This is a genomic window from Streptomyces sp. NPDC059010, from assembly GCF_042740355.1.
In the GTDB taxonomy this organism is placed as follows: Bacteria; Actinomycetota; Actinomycetes; order Streptomycetales; family Streptomycetaceae; genus Streptomyces.
Genome location: NZ_JBHYJA010000018.1, coordinates 129,070 through 144,315 on the forward strand (window position 1 = coordinate 129,070; position 15,246 = coordinate 144,315).

At 70.3% G+C, this 15,246-nt stretch carries 15 protein-coding genes; 9 read left to right on the forward strand and 6 right to left on the reverse strand.

Features of this window, described 5'->3' with window-relative positions:
* Window positions 1-42: 42 nt before the first annotated feature.
* The 3 genes from ACFWYS_RS21285 (at window position 43) to ACFWYS_RS21295 (ending at window position 1,619) form a co-directional block, all read left to right on the forward strand.
* Window positions 43-558: a VOC family protein gene (locus ACFWYS_RS21285; RefSeq protein WP_384771005.1), complete on the forward strand. Its 516-nt coding sequence runs from the start codon at window positions 43-45 to the stop codon at window positions 556-558.
* Between the two features lie 60 nt (window positions 559-618).
* A complete protein-coding gene (locus ACFWYS_RS21290) occupies window positions 619-906 on the forward strand; it encodes a YiaA/YiaB family inner membrane protein (protein ID WP_384771008.1) in 288 nt (95 codons plus the stop codon).
* 89 nt (window positions 907-995) lie between these two features.
* Window positions 996-1,619: a TetR/AcrR family transcriptional regulator gene (locus ACFWYS_RS21295; RefSeq protein WP_384771011.1), complete on the forward strand. Its 624-nt coding sequence runs from the start codon at window positions 996-998 to the stop codon at window positions 1,617-1,619.
* 27 nt (window positions 1,620-1,646) lie between these two features.
* Here the strand turns inward: ACFWYS_RS21295 and ACFWYS_RS21300 are convergent, their stop codons facing one another.
* Window positions 1,647-2,108 carry a MaoC family dehydratase gene (locus tag ACFWYS_RS21300; protein ID WP_384771014.1) on the reverse strand — a complete coding sequence of 154 codons (462 nt, stop codon included), beginning with the start codon at window positions 2,106-2,108 and terminating at the stop codon, window positions 1,647-1,649.
* 119 nt (window positions 2,109-2,227) lie between these two features.
* On the opposite strand from ACFWYS_RS21300, the gene soxR reads away from it, so the two are divergent.
* Window positions 2,228-2,713: a redox-sensitive transcriptional activator SoxR gene (soxR, locus tag ACFWYS_RS21305; RefSeq protein WP_384771017.1), complete on the forward strand. Its 486-nt coding sequence runs from the start codon at window positions 2,228-2,230 to the stop codon at window positions 2,711-2,713.
* A gap of 30 nt (window positions 2,714-2,743) precedes the next feature.
* Here the strand turns inward: soxR and ACFWYS_RS21310 are convergent, their stop codons facing one another.
* A complete protein-coding gene (locus ACFWYS_RS21310; protein ID WP_384771018.1) occupies window positions 2,744-3,811 on the reverse strand; it encodes an RNA ligase (ATP) in 1,068 nt (355 codons plus the stop codon).
* A gap of 152 nt (window positions 3,812-3,963) precedes the next feature.
* Between ACFWYS_RS21310 and ACFWYS_RS21315 the strand changes: the two genes are divergently transcribed.
* Window positions 3,964-4,698, forward strand: coding sequence for a hypothetical protein (locus tag ACFWYS_RS21315; RefSeq protein ID WP_384771020.1), 735 nt, complete (start codon window positions 3,964-3,966; stop codon window positions 4,696-4,698).
* Here the strand turns inward: ACFWYS_RS21315 and ACFWYS_RS21320 are convergent.
* Together ACFWYS_RS21320 and ACFWYS_RS21325 are read right to left on the reverse strand one after the other, a co-directional pair.
* On the reverse strand, window positions 4,644-5,372 hold the full coding sequence (locus ACFWYS_RS21320) for a 3-keto-5-aminohexanoate cleavage protein (RefSeq protein ID WP_384771022.1): 729 nt from the start codon (window positions 5,370-5,372) through the stop codon (window positions 4,644-4,646). The two genes, ACFWYS_RS21315 and ACFWYS_RS21320, sit on opposite strands and share 55 nt — an antisense overlap.
* A gap of 112 nt (window positions 5,373-5,484) precedes the next feature.
* Complete coding sequence (locus ACFWYS_RS21325; RefSeq protein WP_384771025.1) at window positions 5,485-6,090, reverse strand: hypothetical protein; 606 nt, start codon at window positions 6,088-6,090, stop codon at window positions 5,485-5,487.
* A 252-nt stretch (window positions 6,091-6,342) separates the two neighbouring features.
* Here ACFWYS_RS21325 and ACFWYS_RS21330 point away from each other — a divergent pair, with 252 nt between their 5' ends.
* A complete protein-coding gene (locus tag ACFWYS_RS21330) occupies window positions 6,343-9,141 on the forward strand; it encodes a penicillin acylase family protein (RefSeq protein ID WP_384771028.1) in 2,799 nt (932 codons plus the stop codon).
* Window positions 9,142-9,175: 34 nt separating this feature from the next.
* Here the strand turns inward: ACFWYS_RS21330 and ACFWYS_RS21335 are convergent, their stop codons facing one another.
* Together ACFWYS_RS21335 and ACFWYS_RS21340 are read right to left on the reverse strand one after the other, a co-directional pair.
* Window positions 9,176-10,528: a serine-threonine protein kinase gene (locus ACFWYS_RS21335; protein ID WP_384771031.1), complete on the reverse strand. Its 1,353-nt coding sequence runs from the start codon at window positions 10,526-10,528 to the stop codon at window positions 9,176-9,178.
* Window positions 10,529-10,635: 107 nt separating this feature from the next.
* The gene (locus ACFWYS_RS21340) at window positions 10,636-11,874 is read right to left on the reverse strand and encodes an exo-beta-N-acetylmuramidase NamZ domain-containing protein (RefSeq protein WP_384771034.1); all 1,239 of its coding nucleotides are present in this window, start codon (window positions 11,872-11,874) and stop codon (window positions 10,636-10,638) included.
* 187 nt (window positions 11,875-12,061) lie between these two features.
* On the opposite strand from ACFWYS_RS21340, the gene ACFWYS_RS21345 reads away from it, so the two are divergent.
* The 3 genes from ACFWYS_RS21345 to ACFWYS_RS21355 are packed head-to-tail and all read left to right on the forward strand — an operon-like array spanning window position 12,062 to window position 15,154.
* Window positions 12,062-12,835 (forward strand): SDR family oxidoreductase, encoded by a 774-nt coding sequence (locus ACFWYS_RS21345; RefSeq protein WP_384771037.1) that lies wholly within the window; start codon window positions 12,062-12,064, stop codon window positions 12,833-12,835.
* Window positions 12,832-14,505: a class I adenylate-forming enzyme family protein gene (locus ACFWYS_RS21350; protein ID WP_384771040.1), complete on the forward strand. Its 1,674-nt coding sequence runs from the start codon at window positions 12,832-12,834 to the stop codon at window positions 14,503-14,505. Before ACFWYS_RS21345 ends, ACFWYS_RS21350 begins: the two co-directional genes overlap by 4 nt.
* Window positions 14,506-14,560: 55 nt before the next feature.
* Window positions 14,561-15,154: a TetR/AcrR family transcriptional regulator gene (locus ACFWYS_RS21355; protein WP_384771043.1), complete on the forward strand. Its 594-nt coding sequence runs from the start codon at window positions 14,561-14,563 to the stop codon at window positions 15,152-15,154.
* The last annotated feature ends 92 nt before the right edge of the window (window positions 15,155-15,246 follow it).

The following is a 15,246-nucleotide window of genomic DNA, read 5'->3' on the forward strand; positions in this document are numbered from 1 at the left end:
CCTTCGGCCCTTCGGCTCCAGGGCCCTAGAGCTCTTGGGCTGGTGGCACTCGTGCAGGGCTTTCCCGATCATGGTGGGATGGTTGCCTTCTATCACGTGTGCTTCGCCGTGGCGGATCTCGAACAGGCGATGCGTGACTTTCAGCGCTCCGCCGGGGTCGAGTGGTGCGAACCCAGGTCCGACCGGCTCGGCGAGTGGGACTACCGGATCGTCTTCACCGCCGGTGGACCACCGTTCATCGAGCTCATCGAGGGGGTTCCCGGCAGCCCCTGGCATGCGGCGGAGGGGGCCAGGTTCGACCACCTCGGCTTCTGGACGAGTGATGTGCGGGAGGGGTCCCGCCGTTTGGAACGCGAGGGTTTCCCCCTGGATTTCTCCGGTTGTCCCCATGGCCGTCCGTTCGTGTACCACCGCGTGGACAGCATCGGCGCGCGCATAGAACTCGTCGATGTCAGCCGCCAAGCCGCCTTCCTGGACGGGTGGTATCCGGAAGGGCCGCCGATGCCGGCCATCGACGAGGTTCCCGAAAGCCGACGCCCGGGCGGCCGGTCGGGCTGAGTACGTGTCTGAGTACTTGGGCGGATGTGGCCGGTGCCACAACCGTCGACCCTGTTCCCCATGAGTGACACACCGGTCAAACAGCAGAGTACGGCGGCGTTCTACGGGCAGTCCGTCGCCTCCTTCGCCGTCGCCATGGCCGCCACCGGCATCGGTATCTACCAGCTGAACGCGAACGCCTGGGTGCGCGGGTTCCTCGCGATCGCCGTCCTCTACCTGGTGACCTCGGCGTTCACCCTCGCCAAGGTCATCCGGGACCGCCAGGAGGCCGGACAGATCGTGAGCCGCGTGGACCAGGCGCGGCTGGAGAAGCTCCTCGCGGAACACGACCCCTTCGAGAAGGTCTGACCGACGCCACCTCCGGCCGGGCTCACTAAGCGCTCGCTCAGTTTCGGCGGTATGGTGGGGGTTCTGTCTGCGAGAGGGGCGAGTGAGCGATGAGTACGGCGGAGGAGACGGCCGGCGGCGAGACGTCGGCGTGGGGTGAGGTCACTCCCGACGCGGCCCGGCGGCTGCTGGTCGCCGCCGTGGAGGCCTTCGCCGAGCGCGGCTACCACGCCACGACGACCCGTGACATCGCGGGCCGCGCCGGTATGAGCCCGGCCGCGCTCTACATCCACTACAAGACCAAGGAAGAGCTCCTCCACCGCATCAGCAGGATCGGCCACGAGAAGGCCCTCGACATCCTGCGGAAGGCGGCCCGCCGCGAGGGCACCCCGGCCGAGCGGCTCGCCGACGCCGTGAGTTCCTTCGTCCGCTGGCACGCCGGGGGACGCACCACCGCGCGCGTCGTGCAGTACGAGCTCGACTCCCTCGGCCCGGACGCCCGCGACGAGATCCTCGCGCTGCGCCGGCAGTGCGACGCCGAGGTGCGCGGGATCATCGAGGACGGCGTGGCGGCCGGTGACTTCGATGTGCTGGACGTGAAGGGCACGACCCTCGCGGTGCTGTCGCTCTGCATCGACGTGGCCCGCTGGTTCAACGTCGACGGCCCATGGACGCCGGACGAGGTCGGCGCGCTGTACGCCGACCTCGTGCTGCGGATGGTGGGGGCGAAGTAGCCCGCCGCCCGGCTCGGGCCGCCCGGCTCAGAGGTAGTAGCGGGCCACCGACTCGGCGACGCACACCGGCTTGTCGCCGCCCTCGCGCTCCACGGAGAAGGCGACGGTGACCTGGATACCGCCCGTCACGTCCTCGACGCCGGTGATGGCGGCGGTGGCGCGCAGCCGGGAGCCGACCGGGACCGGGGCGGGGAAACGCACCTTGTTCGTCCCGTAGTTGACGCCCATCTTGACGCCTTCGACCGCGATGAGCTGAGGTCCGAAGAGCGGAAGCAGCGACAGGGTGAGGTAGCCGTGGGCGATCGTGGTGCCGAAGGGCCCGGCGGCGGCCTTCTCGGGGTCGACGTGGATCCACTGGTGGTCACCGGTGGCCTCCGCGAACAGGTCGATCCGCTTCTGGTCGACCTCCACCCAGTCCGTGTACCCCAGCTGCTCGCCCACCGCCGCCTTCAGGTCGTCGGCGGAGGTGAAGATCCTCGGCTCTGCCATGTCCAGGCCTCTCGCGTCGCGTATCGCACATCAGCATGTCTAAGCGACTGCTTAGCATGCTAGCTCTGCAAGCCGCTGTCAACGGACCCGGGCGGAGACACGGTAGGTAGGTTTGAAGCGTGCCCCAGATCCCCGAGAAGATCCACGAACTCACGGTCGGCCAGCTGTCCGCCCGCAGCGGTGCCGCGGTGTCGGCCCTGCACTTCTACGAGTCCAAGGGTTTGATCAGCAGCCGCCGCACCTCCGGAAACCAGCGCCGCTACACCCGTGACACCCTCCGCCGGGTCGCCTTCGTCCGGGCCGCGCAGCGCGTCGGCATCCCCCTGGCCACGATCCGCGAGGCCCTCGCCGAGCTCCCCGAGGAACGCACCCCCACCCACGAGGACTGGGCACGTCTGTCGGAGGCGTGGCGTTCGGAACTCGACGAACGCATCAAGCAGCTCAACCGCCTCCGCGACCACTTGACCGACTGCATCGGCTGCGGCTGTCTGTCCCTGGACACCTGCGTCCTGTCCAACCCGGACGATGTCTTCGGCGAACGGCTCACGGGGTCGCGGCTGATGGCGGAACCAGGGGGAGGACGGCAGAAGGGCAGCGCAGGCTGACCCGCCGCGCGGCCCAGCCTGCGCCCCCTGTCACTCGTACTCGGTCCCGCCCTTCCGCGTCAGATAGGCCGGGCTCACCGCCTTCGCGATCGCCCGCCCGCCGGTCACCGTGCTGTACCGCTCGACGGCCGGCCGTATCACCACGCCCTCCCGCAGATGCAGCTCCCGCCCGGACACCGTCTCGCGTCCGCTCGCGACCTCCAGCACCCGCTCGATGTCGAAGGCACCCTCGAACAGCCGCGGTACCAGAGGAAGTTCGCCCTCCAGGACCTCCGCCGGGTCCAGCCACACCACCCGGCCGTCGATCTCGGCGGACACGTCGAACGCGGCGTACCCCAGGGTCTCCCGCCGTCCGTCGGCCCCGTACGTCAGGTCCTGCACCCCCGCGCCGTACACCTCACCGAAGACGCCCACCCGTCGGGCCCCGGTCCGCTCGGCCACCCGGGCCGCGGCCTCGGCGACGCCATGCCCCCGCACCGCCCGCCAGTACAGGTTCCGCGGGTCGTCCTTCAGCGCCAGCGACCTCGACCCGAAGCCCTTGGAGGACACGTACACCCGCTCCTCGTCGGCGACATACGTCAGCAGGCACGCCGACCCGTGCAGCTTCTCGGTCAGCACCACCGGCTCGCCCGGCGTGAAGATGTCCGGATACCGCTGGATGTTCTCGATGTCGACCCACGGCAGCAGCTCCGGCGCCGACTCCACCTCACCGGACATCGTGGGCGGGATCGGCGGCACCCACTTGGTGATGCCGAGCAGTCCCGCGAAGTCGGTCCCGTCCGCCGCAGCCCGTGTCAGATCGACGTCGGCCAGCGACGTCGGCCGGCACACGATGCCCTGCGACAGCTCACCGCGCAGCCGCACCGCCTTCACGCGGTCGGCCTTGCTCCCCGCCAGCCGCCCCGTCAGCCCCAGCTCCTCGATCAGCCCGGCCGGCAGCACGGACTGCTCGGGGATGTACACGGCGGCCTCACCGGTGCGGTACGCGCCCTTGGCGACGACGGCCCGGTACAGGCCCACCTGGGCCAGTTCGAGGGCGTCGGCGTTCGGATGCTCGTGGACGGTCAGCACTTCGGCGGTGACGCGCAGCGTCGACATCAGGGGCTCCTTCAGGGCCTCGGCTCTCGTTTCATCGCCCCCAACTGTCCGGACGGGAAAGGGATGGATCGAACGGTTTAGCGGCTGGTATCGTCGCGATCTTCGGCCGGGGGCACGCCGCCGCGCACGGAGTCCTGACGGGACGAACTCCCATGCCATCCCCCTCCCTCGACGCCGCTCTCGCCCGCATCGACTCCGTCTTCGACGGTTTCGCGAGTCTCGACGAGACCGGCTGCGGCTACTGCCACGCACCCGAGGAGACCGCGTATCTGCGGACACCGAAGGTGCGGATACCGGTGGACGTGGTCCGCTACTACCTCTTCGAGGTGCCCGACCACTTCGACGACCACGCCGCGGTGATGCGCCGCCTGCTGCCCCAGGGCGCACGGGCCATGGCCGACGGTTCCCTGAGCTCGGTCACCGTTGGGGCTCATGGGCTGTCCCGGGTGGACTGGCGCTCATGGCCGGCCGAGCAGGCCGCCGCGATCGAGGCGTTCCTGCACGCCTGGTGGCAGGAGGCACTCGCGACGCCCGAGCCGCCGTACGGCATCGACACCGTCTTCGACATCTGCGCCACGATCGCCGGAACCGTGACTCCGTTCCTGGACGCGTGGGCCCCCGGCCCGGTCGCCGACGCACACCTCGCCCACTGCGCCGACGTCTGGCTCTACGACCTGCTGTCCGACGACTCGCCCTTCTCCTGGTGGTACGACGTCACCGTGGCAACCGGCGTCACCGACCTGCGCGCCTGGCTCTCCGGCACCGGCGCCGCCCGCCTCCACGCGGCGGGCGAGTACGACCTCGCGACCCGCGCCGAACTGCTCGCCGTCTCCTACGACGAGCGCTGGGCCCACCCGTACTGGACCAGCCCCTCGGCCACCAACTGAGCGTTGGACAGGGCCCGTTCCCCATCCGGCAGGGCCAGCGTGTCCTCCAGCCCGATGCGCGTCCCCAGCCCCAGCCGCCCCGCCAGCCGCAGCACCGGCCACGCACCACCGTCCTCCCCGTGCAGCAGCACCGGGCGGCCGAACGCCGGGCCCAGGCCGGCCAGCAGCGCACGCGCGGTCTCCTCGGCCGTCTCCGCCGAGGGGTCCGTCACCTCCGCCAGCACCCGCAGCACCCTCGGCCCCAGGGGCGAGGCGGCGAACCGCGCCGCCCCGTCCGTGCCGGACCAGATGCCGGCCTCGACACCCACGCCCCGCTCGATCAGCGCCGCGGCCAGTTCCTCGGCGCCCTCCTCGTGCCAGTTGACCGAGGCGTGGTCCGGCAGCACCGTCCAGCTCCGGATACGCGCGACCCTGGTCACCGGATCGGGCTCCGCCCAGGCGCCCGTGGTCACCCCGACCGGCACCGCCACCCGGGCCCGTATCGCCTCCAGCACGGGCGCGAGTACCCGCGGCGACAGACTGTCCTGGCCGCAGGGGGTCTTGGGGTGGACATGGATGTCCGTGGCGCCGGCCGCGACCGCCGCGGCGGCGGACTCGGCCATGGCCTGCGGCGACAGCGGCACCGCCGCACCGTCGCCCGCTCCCCGGGGCCCGTTCAGACACACCTGGATCATGTCTCGATGGTGCCAGTCACGACTGACAACGCGGGTCGGCCGGCCGGTGCATCCGGATCGGCGGGAGGTCGGCAGTGAGGGGGTGCGGCATCCCCGGCGCACCCCCGACGTTCTAGGCGGACATGAGCAGCCGCCGTCCGCGCCGCGACGATGCCAGCGCTTCGGACGTGAGAACCGGACGCGGCACCACGATTCCGCAGTCCGTGCAGACCGGGCCCGACGACGGTTCATGGGCCAGGTCGTACTTCCAGATGAGCCGCTCCCCGCCGCACACCGGGCACTCCGAGCCCGGTTCGCGCTCCAGCGCGGAGATCAGTAGGCGCAGCACCTCGGCCAGTGGTTCATGCGGGTGGACCCGGGGGTCGTCGCACCAGGCGACTCCGAAACCGCCCCAGGTCAGCCGGTGCCAGTCGTCCACGGTGCCCGGCCTGCGCAGTCCGTCGTGCTTTTCCTTCTTGCGTCGCTCGGCGAACTCGACCTCGTAGGCCAGCCAGACCGAACGCGCCTCTTCCAACTCGTCCAACGCGGCCACGAGCCGCGCCGGGTCGGGGGACCGGTCCTCCGGACCGAATCCCGCCCGGGAGCACAAGTGGTCCCAGGTCGCCCTGTGCCCGTAAGGAGCGAACCGCTCAAGGCACTTACGCAGTGAGTAGCGCCGCAGCGCGAGATCGCACCGCGGATCGCGCACCTGTCTCGCCAGACTCCGGAAACCGGCCATCGCCCTGCACCTCCGTCACACCTGCACCTGTACTTCGGTCACTTCGGCGTCGCCGCACGGACTTCGCGCGACGTTGACGAATAGACGTATCGACATGCGATTCGGCTCCATCCGATTTCCGATGACCTCCATATCGAGCCCCGGTGACTGTGAACCCGGTCCTCGTGACGCTGAAACGTGACGCATGTTCATCTTCAATCCCGGGGATACCGCCGGTAACATCCCGGCCCACCCTCGTCGGTAGGAGCTGCCATGCCACGGCGTACCCCACGCAACGCCCCAGCCGGACTGAGAACTCCCGGCAGATTCCCCGGGTTCCTGAAGACCGCATCCGTATGCGCGCTGATTGCCGGACTTTTGTCGCCTCTTTCCCAAGCGGTGGCCGCGCCCGAGGCGGCGGTGGCCGAGGCGGCGGCCGCGAACGACCACTGCGGGAACCAGTGCTCCGACATCCTGCCGCCGGGCCAGAACGGCAACGCCACCCTCGCCCAGATCCTGCTCAACCAGGCATTCGGCACGATGCCCGAACACGCCTCGGACCAGCTGGGCCCCTACGCCAACCTGGCCACCGGCTACTCCGGCCTCACCAACACGACGATCAACAACTTCTTCAACGACGCCTCGTTCGGCGTTCCCTCCGACCAAGTCGCCTCCACCGTGAAACCCGCCGGACGCGGCGACGTGACGATCGTCCGTGACAAGAAGACGGGCGTACCGCACATCACCGGTACCACCAGATACGGCACGGAGTTCGGCGCCGGCTATGCGGCCGCCCAGGACCGGCTGTGGCTGATGGACGTCTTCCGGCACGTCGGCCGCGGCCAGCTGACCTCCTTCGCGGGCGGCGCACCCTCCAACCAGGGCCTTGAGCAGCAGTTCTGGCGCAACGCTCCGTACACCGAGGCGGATCTACAGGCCCAGATCGACAACGCCGTCGCCTCCAACGGCGAGCGCGGCCAACTGGCCCTCGCCGACGCCAAGGCCTATCTCGACGGCATCAACTCCTACATAGACGCCTCCGACAGCGGCCGCTACTTCCCCGGCGAATACGTCCTGACCGGCCACAAGGACTCCGTGACCAACGCCGGCACCATCGAGCACTTCAAGATCACCGACCTGGTCGCGCTGGGCTCCGTCATCGGCGCCCTGTTCGGCTCCGGAGGCGGCGGCGAGGTCAACAACGCGCTCTCCCTGCTGGCCGCCCAGCAGAAGTACGGCGTGGCCGAGGGCACGAAGCTGTGGGAGTCGTTCCGCGAGCGCAACGACCCCGAGGCGGTCCTCACCGTCCACGACAAGAGCTTCCCGTACGCCACCAAGCCCGCCGACCCACAGGGCGAGGCCCTGCCGGACGCCGGCTCGGTGGCCGAGGAACAGCTCGTCCACGACCGTACGGGCAGCGCCGCCGGCTCGGCCGCGACCGGTGCCTCCACCACGGCCGCCCGAACCGCCATGACCTCGGCCAAGCGGGGCATGTCCAACGCCCTCGTGGTCGGCGGCGAGCACACCGCGAGCGGCCACCCGGTCGCCGTCTTCGGCCCGCAGACCGGCTACTTCGCCCCCCAGCTGCTCCTGCTCCAGGAGCTCCAGGGCCCCGGCATCAGCGCGCGCGGCGCCTCCTTCGCCGGCCTGAGCATGTACGTCGAGCTGGGCCGCGGCCAGGACTACTCGTGGAGCGCCACGACCTCCGGCCAGGACATCATCGACACCTACGCCGTCGAGCTGTGCCAGGACGACCACCACTACCTGTACCGCGGCACCTGCACGGCGATGGACAAGGTCGAGCAGAAGAACGCCTGGAAGCCGACGACCGCCGACAGCACCCCCGCGGGCTCGTACACGATGCGGGTCTGGCGCACCAAGTACGGTCCCGTCACACACCGTGCGACCGTCGGCGGCAAGAAGGTCGCCTACACCACCCTGCGCTCCTCCTACCTGCACGAGGCCGACTCGATCATCGGCTTCCAGATGCTGAACGACCCCGACTACGTCAAGGGCCCGGAGGACTTCCAGAAGGCGGCGCAGCACATCAACTACACCTTCAACTGGTTCTACGCCGACTCCGAGCACACCGCCTACTACAACAGCGGCGACAACCCGGTCCGCGCCACCGGCGTCGACGCGGAGTTCCCGGTCTGGGCGCAGCAGGCCTACGAGTGGCGGGGCTGGAACCCGGCGACCAACACGGCGGACTACACGCCGCCCGCCGCCCACCCCAACTCCATCGACCAGGACTACTACATCTCCTGGAACAACAAGCAGGCCAAGGACTACACGACCGCGCCCTGGGGCGACGGCTCGGTCCACCGCGGCAACCTGCTGGAGAACCGGGTGAAGAAGCTGGTCGCGGCGGGCGGAGTGACCCGGGCGTCGCTCGTGAAGGCGATGGCCGACGCGGGGCTCGCGGACCTGCGCGCCGAGGACGTGCTGCCGGACCTGCTCAAGGTCGTCAACAGCTCCACGGTGACCGACTCCACGGCCGCGGCGGCGGTGAGCAAGCTCCAGACGTGGATCTCGGCGGGCGGCAAGCGCACCGAGACCTCGGCCGGTTCGAAGACGTACGCCAACGCCGAAGCGGTCCGCATCCTGGACGCGTGGTGGCCGCTGCTGGTCAAGGCCGAGTTCGAACCGGGGCTCGGCAGCGACCTGTACGGCGCGATGACCGCCAACCTGCCCATCGACGAGTCCCCGTCGGCCGCGCACGGCCCGACCGGCTCGCACGCCGGCAGCTCCTTCCAGTACGGCTGGTGGAGCTATGTCGACAAGGACATCAGGGCCGTGCTCGGTGAGTCGGTGCGGGGGCCGCTCGACCGCAAGTACTGCGGTGGCGGCAGCCTCAGCGCCTGCCGGGACATCCTGATCAGCACCCTGAAGGAGGCGGCCGGCAAGACCGCCGCGCAGGTCTACCCCGGCGACGACCAGTGCTCGGCGGGCGACCAGTGGTGCGCCGACTCGATCGTCCAGCGCACGCTCGGCGGCATCAAGCACGGCAAGATCAGCTGGCAGAACCGGCCGACGTATCAGCAGGTCGTGGAGTTCACCTCACACAGGTGACGGAGACACCCGAGGCTGAGGAGTTGGCGGCGGGTCACGTGATACGGCCCGCCGCCAGCACCATCTGCGCCAGTTCCCGGTGCACGATGTCGCTGTGCGCCCCCGCGGGCGGCCCGCCCCGCTTGACCACCGTCGCCGTGTCGACGTTCACGCACCCCGACGCCGGGAGCGTCGCTCGGAGCGCGTCGGCCAGCTGGTACGACTTCGTCCCCGGTACCGCCTGTACCCCGTCGTGCCCCATCGCACCCCACTTGGCGCCGAGCATCCGGCCGATGTCCAGGGACGTCACCCCGCGCGCGTCCCCCGCCATGCGGGAGGCCAGCGGATACATCGTGGACAGGGCCGAGTCGTGCCGTGAGTAGCAGCACACCAGAGGGCCGTCGATACGGTTGTGCTGGCCCTCCAGTACACCGCCCGCGCGGGCGTCGTGCGGCAGCCGGGACGCGAACGCGTAGTGCGAGAAGGCACCCTGAAGCAGCGTCACGGACTTCACCGAGCGCACGCCCTTCGGCAGTCCGCGCAGCGCGAACGACACCAGCCGTGCGCCGAAGCTGTGCCCGACGAGATGCACCCGCAGCTGAGGCGCCCGCTCGGCCAGTTGCCCCACCACCCGGCCGAGCCCGCGCTCACCGACCGTCCCCGCGCGCCGCTTCATCGCGTAGTACGTCGCCTGCCGCAGCAGCTCGTGGGCGCCGTCCCACGGATTCGGCAACGAGAAGGAGGCCGCGCCGCCCGGGACCGCGTCCGGTGCGCCGTCCGATGCGTCGTCCGGTGCTTCGAGCAGCGTCAGCGCCTGCGCGAACTCCTCGCACAGGGTCGCGGTGGAGCCCGAGAACATGTCCGGCGCGTCCTGCGGCACCCCCTCGCACAGCGTGTCCGCCGCGAACAGCACCTGAGGCCCCGGCGGCACGATGTCCACCAGCAGCCGCACCAGCCGCCCGAACTCCTCCAACTCCCCCTCCTCGCGCGGCTGTTGATCCAGCATTCGGGCGATCTGGTCGATCACGGTCGCCCGCCCCGGGAAGGTCTCAAGCAGCGCGTGCCGGGTGTCCTTGTCGAGCACCGGGCGACGGGGCATCTCGGCGGCCACCGCCCGCGGAAAGTCCGGGATCGGCTCGTCCGCGAACCGCATCGAGGGCCACACCACACCCACATATCCGACCTTCGCCTCGGGCGCGAGCTGCGGGATCGGTGCGAAGAACTGGTCGTAGAGCCTGGTCGCGCCCGAGCGGTCGTTGTTCCAGCCGTGCGCGAAGACGATCAGATCGCGTACGTGGTGCTGAGTCACCCCGGCCAGCAGCCGGTCCCGCTTCCCGGCGTCCGGGTCCCCGTCCGCATCGAAAGTCAGCTCCCAGTAGGGAGTCACGCTCACTGCCGGATTCGCCATGCCAGGCCCCCTCGTCCCCCGAAGTGGTGCGATACGGGCGCATCGTCCTGCTAGTGGGCAGGAATGGCCATACGTCGTCACCCATCAGTGGCCCACGAGGGGGGCGCTCATTTGTACAGCAGGTACTTCTCGCGCATCCGCCGGAACGCCGCGAGCTCCTGCTGCCAGCCCGCCACCACCTCCTCGGTGCTCGCGCCCGCGTCGATCATCGTGCGGACGAGGGTGGAGCCGGTGAGTTTGTCGATCCAGTTGTCGGAGCGCCAGCCGAAGCCGCTCCAGGCCTTCTTGGCGGTCACCAGCAGGGCGATTCCGGTGCGTACGGGGTCGTAGGCGGCGCGGTCGTGGACGTGGATCTGGACGCCGCCGATGGTCTTGCCCTGGAACTTGGAGAAGGTGGGCGCGAAGTACGCCTCCCTGAAGTGCACGCCGGGCAGGCCGATTTCATTGGCCCCCGCCGCCCAGCGGCCGTCGATGCCTTCCGCGCCGAGCAGTTCGAAGGGGCGGGTGGTGCCGCGGCCCTCCGAGAGGTTCGTGCCCTCGAAGAGACAGGTCCCGGAGTAGACGAGGGCGGTGTCCGGGGTGGGCATGTTCGGGCTCGGCGGCACCCAGGGCAGCCCCCAGGCGTCGTAGAACTCGGACCGCTTCCAGCCCGTCATCCGTACGGTCTCCAGGGGGACCGGGGTGGTCAGGAACTCCGCGTTGAACAGCCGTGCCAGCTCGGCGACCGTCATGCCGTGCGCCTGGGATATCGGCTGGCGGCCCACGAAGGTGGCGAACTCCTTGTGCAGGACCGGGCCTTGGGCCGCTCGCCCGGTGACCGGGTTCGGCCGGTCCAGCACGACGAGGCGTTTGCCGGCCAGCTGGGCCGCCTCCATGCAGTCGTAGAGGGTCCAGATGTAGGTGTAGAAGCGGGCGCCCACGTCCTGGATGTCGAAGACGACCGTGTCGACGCCGGAGGCGGTGAAGATGTCGGCGAGGGGGCGGCCGCTCTTCAGGTACGTGTCGTAGACCGGCAGGCCCGTCGCCGGGTCGTCGTAGCGGCCTTCCGAGCCGCCTGCCTGGGCGGTGCCCCTGAAGCCGTGTTCGGGGCCGAAGACGGCGGTCAGGTTCACGCGGTCGTCCGCGTGCATCACGTCGACGATGTGGCGGACGTCCCGGGTCACTCCGGTGGGGTTGGTGACGATTCCGACGCGCCGGCCGCTGAGCTGGGCGTAGCCGTCTGCGGCCAGGCGCTCGAATCCGGTGCGCAGGGGCCTGCGGCGCTCGGCCGGGGAGGCCGGGGAGGCGGAGGTCAGTGATGCTGCTGCCGTGGTCGCTGCGAGGAGGGCTCGTCTGGATAGGCGCATGGGGGGCACGGTATTGCTCCCGCAGGTTGTGGGAAAGGTGCCGGTGGGTCGTGGCTTGTCGCGCCCACGCGGCGGAGCCGCACATCGATCCAGCCCCGCGCCCCGAGGGTGCTGCAGTCGCCCTTCCCTGGAACATACCGACCGGTTAGTCTGGTCGCTGCCAGGGAGCCGCAGTCGAAGGAGATTGATGGTGGAAGCCGTTCAAGGTGCCGGAGTCGTCGTTACCGGGGCTGGGGGTGGCATCGGGGCGGCTCTTGCCCGGCGCTTCGCCGCTGAGGGAGCTCGTGTCGTCGTCAATGATCTGGATGCCGGGAAGGCCGAGGCGGTCGCCGATGAGATCGGTGGCATCGCCGTTCCCGGTGACGCCTCCGCCGTGGTCGGCGAGGCCCGGGACGCGCTCGGCGGCGTGGTCGACGTGTACTGCGCCAACGCCGGCGTCGCCTTCGGTGACGAGGGGACGGGGCAGGCGGTCGACGAGAAGGCATGGGCGACGTCCTGGGACGTCAACGTCATGGCACACGTGCGTGCCGCCAATGAACTGCTGCCGGCCTGGCTGGAGCGCGGCAGCGGGCGGTTCGTCTCCACCGTCTCCGCCGCCGGTCTGCTCACCATGATCGGGGCCGCGCCCTACGCCGTCACCAAGCACGGCGCCTACGCCTTCGCCGAGTATCTGTCGCTGACCTACCGGCACCGCGGGATCAAGGTGCACGCCATCTGTCCGCAGGGCGTGCGCACCGACATGCTGGACGCCACCGGCAGCGCGGGGGACCTGGTGCTGAAGCCCACCGCCATCGCGCCGGAGGAAGTGGCGGACGCCCTGTTCAAGGGGATGGCGGAGGACCGCTTCCTGATCCTGCCGCACTCCGACGTCGCCGGTTACTACCAGGCGCGGGCCGCCGAGCCCGACCGCTGGCTGGGCAACATGAACCACCTCCAGCAGAAGTGGGAGGCGAGCCGGTGACCGACGCCCCCGCCTCCCGCTACGCGGCCAAGCCCTGGCTCGCGCTGCTCAGCGACGCCCAGCGCGCCGCCATCGACCCCGCCGACTCCCTCGTGCACGCCCTGCGCCGGGCCGCCGCCGAGACCCCGGAGCGCGTCTTCCTCGCGTACTTCGACGGCCGCCTGACCTACGGCGAGGTCGACGAGCTCAGCGACTCCGTCGCCGGGTACCTCGCCGCCCGCGGCCTGGAGCGCGGCGACCGGGTGGCGATCCTGCTGCAGAACTCCCCGCACTTCGTGCTCGCCCTGCTCGGCGCCTGGAAGGCGGGGGCGGTCGTCGTGCCCGTCAACCCGATGTACAAGTCGGGCGAGGTCGCACACGTCCTGCGGGACGGCGAGGTGGCCGCGCTGATCTGTTCCGACCGGGCCTGGGAGTCGTATCTGCGCGAGACGGCGGCCGAATCGCCGGTGCGGATCGTGCTCACCGGGTGCGAGTTGGACTTCCAAACGCGCAGTGACGCGCGTGTGCTGAGCTTCGAGCGGCTGCCGCAGGCCGACGACGCCGACGACCTGACGGCCGTCGCCCGCGCCGGGCACAAGGCGCCCGAGGGCCGCGACGCCGGCCCGTCCGACATCGCGCTGATCAGCTACACCTCGGGCACCAGCGGCACCCCCAAGGGCGCCACCAACACGCACGGCAACATCATGTACAACTCCGAGCGGCAGGCGACCGGTCTGGAGCTGCCCGAGGCGCCCGTCTACTTCGCGCTGGCGCCCCTGTTCCACATCACCGGCATGGTCTGCCAGCTCGGTGCCTGTCTCGACAGCGCGGGGACGCTGGTGCTGGCGTACCGGTTCGAGGCGGGTGTCGTGCTCGACGCGTTCGCCGAGCACGGGCCGCACTACACGGTCGGACCGTCGACCGCCTTCATGGCGCTGGCCGCCCACCCGGCCGTCACCCGCGACCACTTCGCCTCCTTCCGGATGATCTCCTCCGGCGGCGCCCCGCTGCCGCCCGCCCTGGTGGAGAAGTTCCGGGCCGGCTTCGGTCCGTACATCCGCAACGGCTACGGGCTCACGGAGTGCACCGCCCCCTGCGCCTCCGTCCCGCCCGGCCTGGAGGCCCCCGTCGACCCGGTCTCCGGCACGCTCGCCGTCGGACTGCCCGGTCCCGAGACCGTCGTACGGATCGTCGACGACCAGGGCGCGGAGGTGCCCTTCGGGGAGCAGGGCGAGATCGTCGTACGCGGGCCGCAGGTCGTCCCGGGCTACTGGCGGCGCCCCGACGCCACCGCCGAGACCTTCCCGGACGGCGAGCTGCGCACCGGTGACATCGGGTTCATGGACGAACAGGGCTGGCTGTACGTTGTCGACCGCAAGAAGGACATGATCAACGCGTCCGGCTTCAAGGTGTGGCCGCGCGAGGTCGAGGACGTGCTCTACACCCACCCCGCGGTGCGCGAGGCGGCTGTCGTGGGGGTGCCCGACGGGTACCGCGGAGAGACCGTCAAGGCGTACATCAGCCTCCGTCCGGGTGCGGAAACGGACCCCGACGCACTCGCCGAGTACTGCCGGGAGAGACTGGCCGCTTACAAATATCCGCGGCAGGTGGAGGTCCTGCCCGACTTGCCCAAGACGGCAAGTGGGAAGATCCTCCGTCGGGAACTTCGTTCCCGTGCGAACGACGGCTAGACGTCAGACGGCGACACGGCAAGCGGAACATCTCGGAAGGGCAGGTGGCGGCACAGTGGCCAGGACGACGGACGGTGACGGTACGCCCGTCCCGCAGCGGCTGCTCGCCGCCGCCACCCGGCTCTTCGCCGAGCGGGGATACGACCGCACCTCGGTGCAGGAGATCGTCGAGGCGGCCGGCGTCACCAAGGGGGCGCTGTACCACTACTTCGGCTCCAAGGACGACCTCCTGCACGAGGTGTACGCGCGTGTGCTGCGCGTTCAGCAGGAGCGGCTCGACGCGTTCGCGGACGCCGACGAGCCCATCGAGAAGCGGCTCAGAGGCGCGGCCGCCGACGTCGTCGTCACGACCATCGAGAACCTCGACGACGCGATGATCTTCTTCCGCTCGATGCACCATCTGAGCCCGGAGAAGAACAAGCAGGTGCGCGCCGAGCGCCGGCGCTACCACGAACGCTTCCGTGCGCTCGTCGAGGAGGGTCAGGAGTCGGGCGTCTTCTCCAAGGCGACCCCGGCCGACCTGGTGGTGGACTACCACTTCGGATCCGTCCACCATCTGTCGACCTGGTACCGCCCGGACGGCCCGATGACCCCCCAGCAGGTCGCCGACCACCTGGCCGACCTGCTGCTGCGGGCACTGCGTCCCTGAGGCGCATGCATGAGGCGCATGTGTAAGGGGGGGGGGGGCGGGTGGGCGGGCCCCGGCTCCAGCTCGCTGAGGTGGATGAGTTATGTAACGCC

Excerpts from the sequence above, each read along its gene's own strand:
- ACFWYS_RS21315 (WP_384771020.1), top strand. The coding sequence starts at position 3,964 with ATGCCATCCCCCTCCCTCGACGCCGCTCTCGCCCGCATCGACTCCGTC.
- ACFWYS_RS21345 (WP_384771037.1), top strand. The coding sequence starts at position 12,062 with ATGGTGGAAGCCGTTCAAGGTGCCGGAGTCGTCGTTACCGGGGCTGGG.
- ACFWYS_RS21325 (WP_384771025.1), bottom strand. The coding sequence starts at position 6,090 with ATGGCCGGTTTCCGGAGTCTGGCGAGACAGGTGCGCGATCCGCGGTGC.
- ACFWYS_RS21340 (WP_384771034.1), bottom strand. The coding sequence starts at position 11,874 with ATGCGCCTATCCAGACGAGCCCTCCTCGCAGCGACCACGGCAGCAGCA.
- ACFWYS_RS21320 (WP_384771022.1), bottom strand. The coding sequence starts at position 5,372 with ATGATCCAGGTGTGTCTGAACGGGCCCCGGGGAGCGGGCGACGGTGCG.
- ACFWYS_RS21310 (WP_384771018.1), bottom strand. The coding sequence starts at position 3,811 with ATGTCGACGCTGCGCGTCACCGCCGAAGTGCTGACCGTCCACGAGCAT.
- ACFWYS_RS21335 (WP_384771031.1), bottom strand. The coding sequence starts at position 10,528 with ATGGCGAATCCGGCAGTGAGCGTGACTCCCTACTGGGAGCTGACTTTC.
- ACFWYS_RS21290 (WP_384771008.1), top strand. The coding sequence starts at position 619 with ATGAGTGACACACCGGTCAAACAGCAGAGTACGGCGGCGTTCTACGGG.
- ACFWYS_RS21330 (WP_384771028.1), top strand. The coding sequence starts at position 6,343 with ATGCCACGGCGTACCCCACGCAACGCCCCAGCCGGACTGAGAACTCCC.
- ACFWYS_RS21300 (WP_384771014.1), bottom strand. The coding sequence starts at position 2,108 with ATGGCAGAGCCGAGGATCTTCACCTCCGCCGACGACCTGAAGGCGGCG.
- ACFWYS_RS21295 (WP_384771011.1), top strand. The coding sequence starts at position 996 with ATGAGTACGGCGGAGGAGACGGCCGGCGGCGAGACGTCGGCGTGGGGT.